This is a genomic window from Streptomyces sp. CC224B (assembly GCF_030010595.1).
Taxonomy (GTDB): Bacteria; Actinomycetota; Actinomycetes; order Streptomycetales; family Streptomycetaceae; genus Streptomyces; species Streptomyces longispororuber.
The window spans coordinates 130,923-138,135 of record NZ_JASCXL010000006.1; the positions used below are offsets into that span (position 1 = coordinate 130,923).

Genomic DNA, 7,213 nt, shown 5'->3' on the forward strand with positions numbered 1-7,213 from the left:
CTATTTCGTCATGGCAGTTAACAAATTAGTATCCACTCCTGCCCGCTGAGAAGACCGAGGACCGTATCGAAGGCTTCCTAGGAGGAAGCTTGCGTGGAACAGCACACCTGGGCGGTACACATCCCTCTGGGAGCGGGCACATGTGCCTGGGGCTGGGCGGAGTGCCAGGTGAGGCCGGGGTGCACCCGGGAAGCGCAGAGCGGGAACGGAGACGCCGATGTCGTCAGCGCCAGCTACCGAGGGTCCCCTGGTCGTCGGGGTGGACAGTTCTACGCAGTCCACCAAGGTCCTGGTCGTCGACGCCGCCACCGGGAGGGTCGTGGCGCGGGGCCAGGCTCCGCACACGGTCACGTCGGGCGCCTTGCGCGAGAGCGACCCGGAGCAGTGGTGGAGCGCCCTGGGTGAGGCACTGCGCCAGTGCGGCGCCGCCGCGCACGAAGCCGCCGCCGTGTCGATCGCCGGGCAGCAGCACGGGCTCGTGACGCTGGATGACCGGGGCAGGCCCGTGCGTCCCGCGCTGCTGTGGAACGATGTGCGTTCCGCACCTCAGGCCAGGCGTCTCGTCGAGCAGTTGGGCGGCGCCAAGGCGTGGGCCGACCGCGTCGGCAGTGTGCCCGGCGCGTCCTTCACCGTGACCAAGTGGGCCTGGCTCGTCGAGCGGGAACCGGCGTCAGCGCGCGCCACCACCGCCGTGCGGCTCCCCCACGACTACCTGACACAGCGCCTCACGGGCTCCGGTACCACGGACCGGAGTGATGTCTCCGGTACCGGGTGGTGGTCGTCGGCCACCGAGGGATACGACGAGGACATCCTCGCCCTGGTGGGCCTGGACCCCGCGGCGCTACCGCGGGTGGCCCGCCCGGGAGAGGTCGTCGGCACGGTGCGTGACGGCGGCGAACTGCCCTTCTCCAAAGGCACACTGGTGGCGCCCGGAGCCGGGGACAACGCGGCAGCCGCCCTGGGACTCGGCCTGCGCCCCGGCACACCGGTGCTGAGCCTCGGCACCTCCGGCACGGTGTTCGCGGTGGCGGAGCACCGCACCGCGGACCCGAGCGGCACGGTGGCCGGGTTCGCCGACGCGAAGGGCTCCTGGTTGCCCCTCGCCTGCACGCTCAACTGCACGCTGGCCGTCGACCGCGTGGCCACGCTGCTGGGGCTGGACCGCGACGCGGTACAGCCGGGCGGGTCCGTCACGCTGCTCCCGTTCCTGGACGGTGAGCGCACCCCGGACCTGCCGCAGGCCTCGGGGCTGCTGCACGGGCTGCGGCACGACACGTCGCCCGGCCAGATCCTGCAGGCGGCCTACGACGGGGCGGTGCACGCCCTCCTGGGCGCTCTCGACGCCGTCCTCGGGGGCGCCGCGGACCGCTCGCAGCCGATCCTCCTGATCGGAGGCGGGGCCCGCGGCACCGCCTGGCAGCAGACCGTACGCCGACTGTCGGGACGGCCTGTCCAGATCCCGGAGGCGCGTGAGCTGGTCGCGCTGGGCGCCGCCGCGCAGGCGGCCGGCCTGCTGACGGGTGAGGATCCCGCAGCGGTCGCGCGCCGCTGGGACACCGCGCGCGGACAGGTCCTCGACGCCATGGAGCGAGACGAGGCCACCCTCTCCAGGATCACCGAGGTACTCTGCGACGCGGTTTCCCTGCTGGACAGGGACTCCTAGAGGCAGCGGTACGAGCGTCACGCCCGTGTGTGCCGCCTATGGCCGGGCACGGGACGGCCAGGCGCGGTGCTGCCGGGCACGGCACGACGGACACGGAGAGGCGGGGGGACGGAGCAGGGCATGAGCGCACCGCCGCACGAGGCCCGCCCCGGAGTGACCGGTGCGCGGCTGCCCGACACTCAGCACGGCATGCGCCGCCGCAACCTCGCGCGCGTGATGCACACCGTCGCGGCGCACGGCCCGCTGTCCCGTGCGTCCGTCGCCTCCCGGATCGGGCTGACGCGGGCAGCCGTATCCACGCTGGTGGACGAACTGACCCGCTCCGGCCTCCTGGAGGAGCTCGGTCCCGAGCGCCCCGGCAAGGTGGGACGGCCGGGATCCGCACTCACCGTCAGCGCCCGGGGCCCCGTCGGCATCGGCGCGGAGGTGGGCGTCGACCATCTGTCCGTCTGCGCGGTCGACCTGCGCGGTGACGTACGCGCGCGTGCGGGACGCGCGGTCGGCAATCGAGGACGCCCGCCGGATCCGGTTCTCGCGGATCTCGCCGAACTGATCGGGCAGGTCGTGCACGAAGCGGAGCGTAAGGGCCTGCGGCCGGCCGGTCTGGCGGTCGCGGTGCCGGGCCTCGTCGCACGCGGCAGTCACACGGTGGTACGCGCTCCCAACCTCGACTGGCACCAGACCGACGTCGGCGCACTGCTCCCGGTCGAGCTGCCGCTGACCGTGGACAACGAGGCGAACTTCGGCGCACGGGCGGAGCTCTGGCTGGGCGAGGGCGTGCCGGACGACTTCCTGCACGTCTCCGCTGAGATCGGCATCGGTGCCGCGCTCGTGGTCGACGGGTTGTTGCTGCGCGGGAGCCGGGGCTTCGCGGGTGAGCTGGGCCATGTGCCGGTCCGTCCGGACGGCCCTGCGTGCCCGTGCGGGGGGCGCGGATGCCTGGAGCAGTACGCGGGAGAGGAAGCGGTCCTGCGGGCCGCCGGGCTACGACAGGGACCGGACCGCGTCGGGCTCCTCGTCGAGCGCGCCACCGACGGGGACGAGAGGGTCCGCCAAGCGCTGCGAGACGCCGGGACGGCTTTGGGCATCGCGCTGACGGGCGCCGTCAACCTTCTGGACCCCCGCACGGTCGTCCTCGGAGGGGCGCTCTCACGCCTCGCCCCGTGGCTCATACCGAACCTCGCAGAGGAGCTGGGACGCCGCACCGCCGGACGAGGCTGTTCCGTCACCGTCTCCCGTATCGGTTCCGACGGGCCCTTGCTGGGAGCGGCGCACTCCGTGGTGCGGTCGGTGCTCGACGACCCGGCGGGAGCGGTGTAGCGGTGTAGCCGAGGCGCTCTCGGCTCGGGGCGGCTGCTGCGTGACGCGGTCGGTCCTCGATGGTCCGACGGGAGCGCGGTGGGGGGTTCAGTCGCCGGTCCACCACAGCCCATCCCCCACACGAGTGGCCCTGTTTTCCACAGCCACCGTGCTGTACACAGATACGCCGAAGGCCCTTCCGCCACCACCGACGCGGCTCGTACGGTGATTCGCGTGAGCCGGTCTCTCGCGCTCGGCGAGGAAAGGCCGTATCGATCGGGGGATACGCATGTCGGGGGAACACAGCTCGGGCCGGTGTGTCGAGGGCGCGCGAGCATGGGCGGGGAAGCCACTCTTCTGCTCGCCGGCCTCGTCGTTCCCTTTCCTCGCGCTTTTCCCTGCTCGTTCCTTCCGTCCCCGGTTCCTCCGAGCCCCGGCGGGCCGCGAGCCAGACCCACAAGCAACTCGTGCGCACGACCGATTGACACAGCCGGGCCGGACGGTGCACTCGTACAGACCGGGGCATAACGCGACCCACCCGGTGCCCGGCACCCAGCACCAGCACCAGCACCAGCACCAGCACCAGCACCAGCACCAGCACCAGCACCAGCACAGTCGTACACCTCACCGCACAGCTCAGAGCGGAGCTCCAGCCCATGAGTGACCCACGCCTGCTCACCGTCCGCCCCGAACCCAGCCAGTACGCATGGACGTTCGGCGGGGCTCCGCCTCTCGCGCGTATACAGCCGGGCACGGTGCTCGACCTGTACACGGAGGACTGCTTCGCCGGGAAGGTGCGTTCCGAGAAGGACCTGGTCTCGCAGGTGTGCGAGTTCCCCTTCCTCAATCCCCAGACCGGTCCCTTCCACGTGGAGGGCGCGGAGCCGGGCGACACGGTCGCCGTCCACTTCGTGTCCATCGAACCGGCGCGGGACTGGGCCGCCTCCACCACCGTCCCCTTGTTCGGGGCCCTCACCTCCACGCACGCCACGGCGTCCCTGCAGCCGCCGCTGCCCGAGCGCGTATGGATCTGGCAGTTGGACCGCGCCCGCCGCACAGCTCAGTTCAGCGCACGCGACAGTGATTTCCAGATCGAGCTGCCGCTGGACCCCATGCACGGAACTGTCGGTGTCGCCCCCGCCAACCTGGAGGTGCGCTCGGCTCTCGTGCCCGACGCCCATGGCAGGAACATGGACACCCCCGAGATGCGGGCGGGCGTCACCTGCTATCTCGGGGTGAACGTCGACGGCGCCCTGCTGAGCCTCGGCGACGGGCACGCGCGCCAGGGCGAGGGCGAGACCTGCGGCGTGGCTGTCGAATGCGCGATGCACACCGTCGTGATCGTAGAGCTCCTGAAGGGCGTGGCGACGCCCTGGCCACGCATCGAGTCGGACACGCACATCATCTCGACGGGCTCCGCCCGCCCCCTGGAGGACGCCTTCCGGATCTCCCAGCTCGACCTCGTGCAGTGGCTCGTTCGGGATTACGGCTTCAGCGATCTGGACGCGTACCAGTTCGCCACTCAAACTGTGCAAGCGCCCCTGGCGAACGTCTGCGATACGAACTACACGTGCGTGGCGAAACTCCGCAAGGAGTGGCTGCCCGCACGGGAGACCCACCGCGGCCTGCACGCCCGGCTACAGGAGCAAGCGGCGGAACTGACCGGATCGGCGCCTTCGGGCAGGGCCCCGTCGGGCCCGGCGCAGCGCACTCCCGGCCACGCCGAGCGCCACGAGATATGAAGCTCCACCTGCAAGATCCAGCCTTCAAGGCCCCCTGCGACGCACGCACCGTGCGGTCCAGCCGCTCCCCCCACCGAGAGGCAGAACAGCCATGGATCAAGCAAGTGAACGGGCGACGGATCTGACGCCGATCACGACAGACGACGGCACCCGGCCGACGACACCACACGCGTCGAAGTTCCTGCCCAGCAGACGGCGCCTTCTGCAGGGCGCGGCCCTCGCCGCCGTACCGTCGGCCCTCTGGGTCTCCCCCACCGCGGCGAAGACACGCGCCGTCGCCTACCCACCGACCGAATGGGTGCCGGCCAGTCCCTCCAACTACACGGCCTCTAACCGCCCCAGCTCCTACCCCGTCACCCACGTGGTCGTCCACGTCACGCAGGAGACGTACGCCGACACGCTGGCCATTTTCAAAAACCCGGCGAAGAAAGTTTCCGCCCACTACGTGGTCCGCTCGGCCGACGGCCACATCGCCCAGTGTGTCAGCGAGCGCAACGTCGCCTGGCACGCGGGCAACTGGACGTACAACACCCGCAGCATCGGCATCGAACACGAGGGGTGGGTCGACGAACCCGAGTACTTCACCGACGAGATGTACAGACAGTCGGCCCTCCTCACGGCAGCGATCTGCGACAGATACGGCATCCCGAAGAACCGGCAGCACATCATCGGCCACGTGGAGGTCCCCGGCGCGGACCACACCGACCCGGGCCGGTACTGGGACTGGTCGCGCTATATCCGAATGATCAACCTTGCCTGAGGGAGGTGGCACCGGACCCCCCACCGGCTCGGCCCACGGCTGACCGCGCGCAACCACGGCTCACGGCTCACGGCTCACGGCTCACGGCTCACGGCTGCAACGTCGCCTGGCGGGTCAGGGCACATAGGAGTCGGCCCGCGCTGACGGTGGCGGCTCGGCGCGGGCGGGGGCGGAGAGCGGCGGCGCGCGGACGGTTGTCGGCCGCTGTTTCCGGAGTGACGATGGCAGCAGGTCAGCACCGTCCCTGTCGCAGCCTCCGGGGCTGCCACCACCGCCAGCGCCGTCCGTACGAGGAGGCCGACTTGACTGATCCATGGGTGGCCCTCGAGCCCGGTGCCGATCCGGCGGAGCGGGTGCGGACGATACGTCGGGCTCATGAGCGGTTCACCGCGGCAGGGTCGGTCGCGCGGCCGGTGCGCTCCGTGGTGGCCGATTCGTGGCGGCGTTCGGCGCGGGCCCGGGTCAGCCCCGCGGACAGCGGGGCATCGGTCGAGCTCACGGCCGGTGACCTGGGCGCGTACCGGGCGGAGCACCCACTGGCCAGGGTGATGCCGCTGTTCCGTGAGTTGATGGGTGGCTTCGCCAAGGACGGGGAGCACCTGCTGGCGGTGTGTGACGCGTACGGCAGGCTGCTGTGGGTCGAGGGGCATCCCTCGGCCCGGGCGCGGGCGGGGCGGATGAACTTCGTGCCCGGGGCTCGTTGGGCGGAGTCGGCGATGGGGACGAACGCGCCGGGGACAGCGGTAGCCGTGGACCGGCCGGTGCAGGTGTTCGCCACGGAACACTTCGTCCGTGAGGTGCAGTCGTGGACGTGTGCCGCGGCTCCGGTGCACGATCCGCGCTCCGGCCGGTTGCTCGGAGCCGTCGACGTCACCGGTGGTGACGGTCTGGCGCATCCGCACAGCCTCGCGTTCGTACAGGCGGTGGCACGGGCGGCGGAGTCGCATCTGGCGTTGCTGGCACCGGAGGTGGAGGACACGGACGCTCTGGAGTTGACGGCGCTCGGGCGGGACGAGGCGCTGGTGCTCGTAGGCGGACGCAAGCGGCGGCTGAGCCGACGGCACAGCGAGATCATGGTTCTCCTGGCCCGCCACCCCGAGGGCCTGAGCGGAGACGAGTTGCTGTGCGCCCTGTACGAGGACGAGTCGGTGACTCCGGTGACGCTGCGGGCGGAGTTGACGCGGCTGCGGCACGTGCTGGGCCCCGAGGTACTGCGATCGCGGCCGTACCGCCTGGCGGTTCCGGTCACGTCGGACGTGGACGTGGTGGAGCGGCGCCTGGGGTGCGGCGCGGTGACTGCGGCGTTCTCCGTGTACGCCGGGCCACTGTTGCCGGGGGCGCAGGCTCCCGCGGTGGCGCGGCTGCGGCGACGGCTCGCCGATCAGATGCGGGCGGCACTGATCACTCGCGGTGACCCGGACCTCCTGGCGGACTGGGTGCACGCGCCGTGGGGCGAGGAGGACGTGGAGGTGTGGCGGGCGCTGGCGGCGGTGCGGCCGACGGCGCCGGTGCTGGCACGGTTGCGGTCCCTGGACCGGGAGCTGGGCAACGGCGCCCCCGGCGGGGTGGGCCGCGCGTAACACGACCGTCCCGCGAGACCACCCGCACCGTGAAGGGGGTCAGCCCGCATCCACCGCCCCATGCCGACACCGATCGCCCAGCAACCGACAACCACAGCCCACACCCCATACGTCCCCACAGCCCATAGCCCATAGCCCACAGCCCACAGCCCACAGCCCACAGCCCACA

Annotated in this window: 5 protein-coding genes; all 5 read left to right on the forward strand. The window is 71.5% G+C overall.

Annotated features, from left to right (window positions below; all coding sequences use genetic code 11):
- Positions 1-217: 217 nt before the first annotated feature.
- The 5 genes from xylB (at position 218) to QK440_RS04525 (ending at position 7,044) form a co-directional block, all read left to right on the forward strand.
- Positions 218-1,663 carry a xylulokinase gene (xylB, locus tag QK440_RS04505; protein ID WP_282791627.1) on the forward strand — a complete coding sequence of 482 codons (1,446 nt, stop codon included), beginning with the start codon at positions 218-220 and terminating at the stop codon, positions 1,661-1,663.
- 120 nt (positions 1,664-1,783) lie between these two features.
- A complete protein-coding gene (locus QK440_RS04510; RefSeq protein ID WP_282791628.1) occupies positions 1,784-2,983 on the forward strand; it encodes an ROK family transcriptional regulator in 1,200 nt (399 codons plus the stop codon).
- 635 nt (positions 2,984-3,618) lie between these two features.
- Entirely contained in the window at positions 3,619-4,704 is a 1,086-nt protein-coding gene (locus QK440_RS04515; RefSeq protein ID WP_282791629.1) for an acetamidase/formamidase family protein, read from the forward strand.
- 91 nt (positions 4,705-4,795) lie between these two features.
- On the forward strand, positions 4,796-5,464 hold the full coding sequence (locus tag QK440_RS04520) for an N-acetylmuramoyl-L-alanine amidase (RefSeq protein WP_282791630.1): 669 nt from the start codon (positions 4,796-4,798) through the stop codon (positions 5,462-5,464).
- A gap of 302 nt (positions 5,465-5,766) precedes the next feature.
- Positions 5,767-7,044 (forward strand): helix-turn-helix domain-containing protein, encoded by a 1,278-nt coding sequence (locus QK440_RS04525; protein ID WP_282791631.1) that lies wholly within the window; start codon positions 5,767-5,769, stop codon positions 7,042-7,044.
- Positions 7,045-7,213 lie beyond the last annotated feature (169 nt).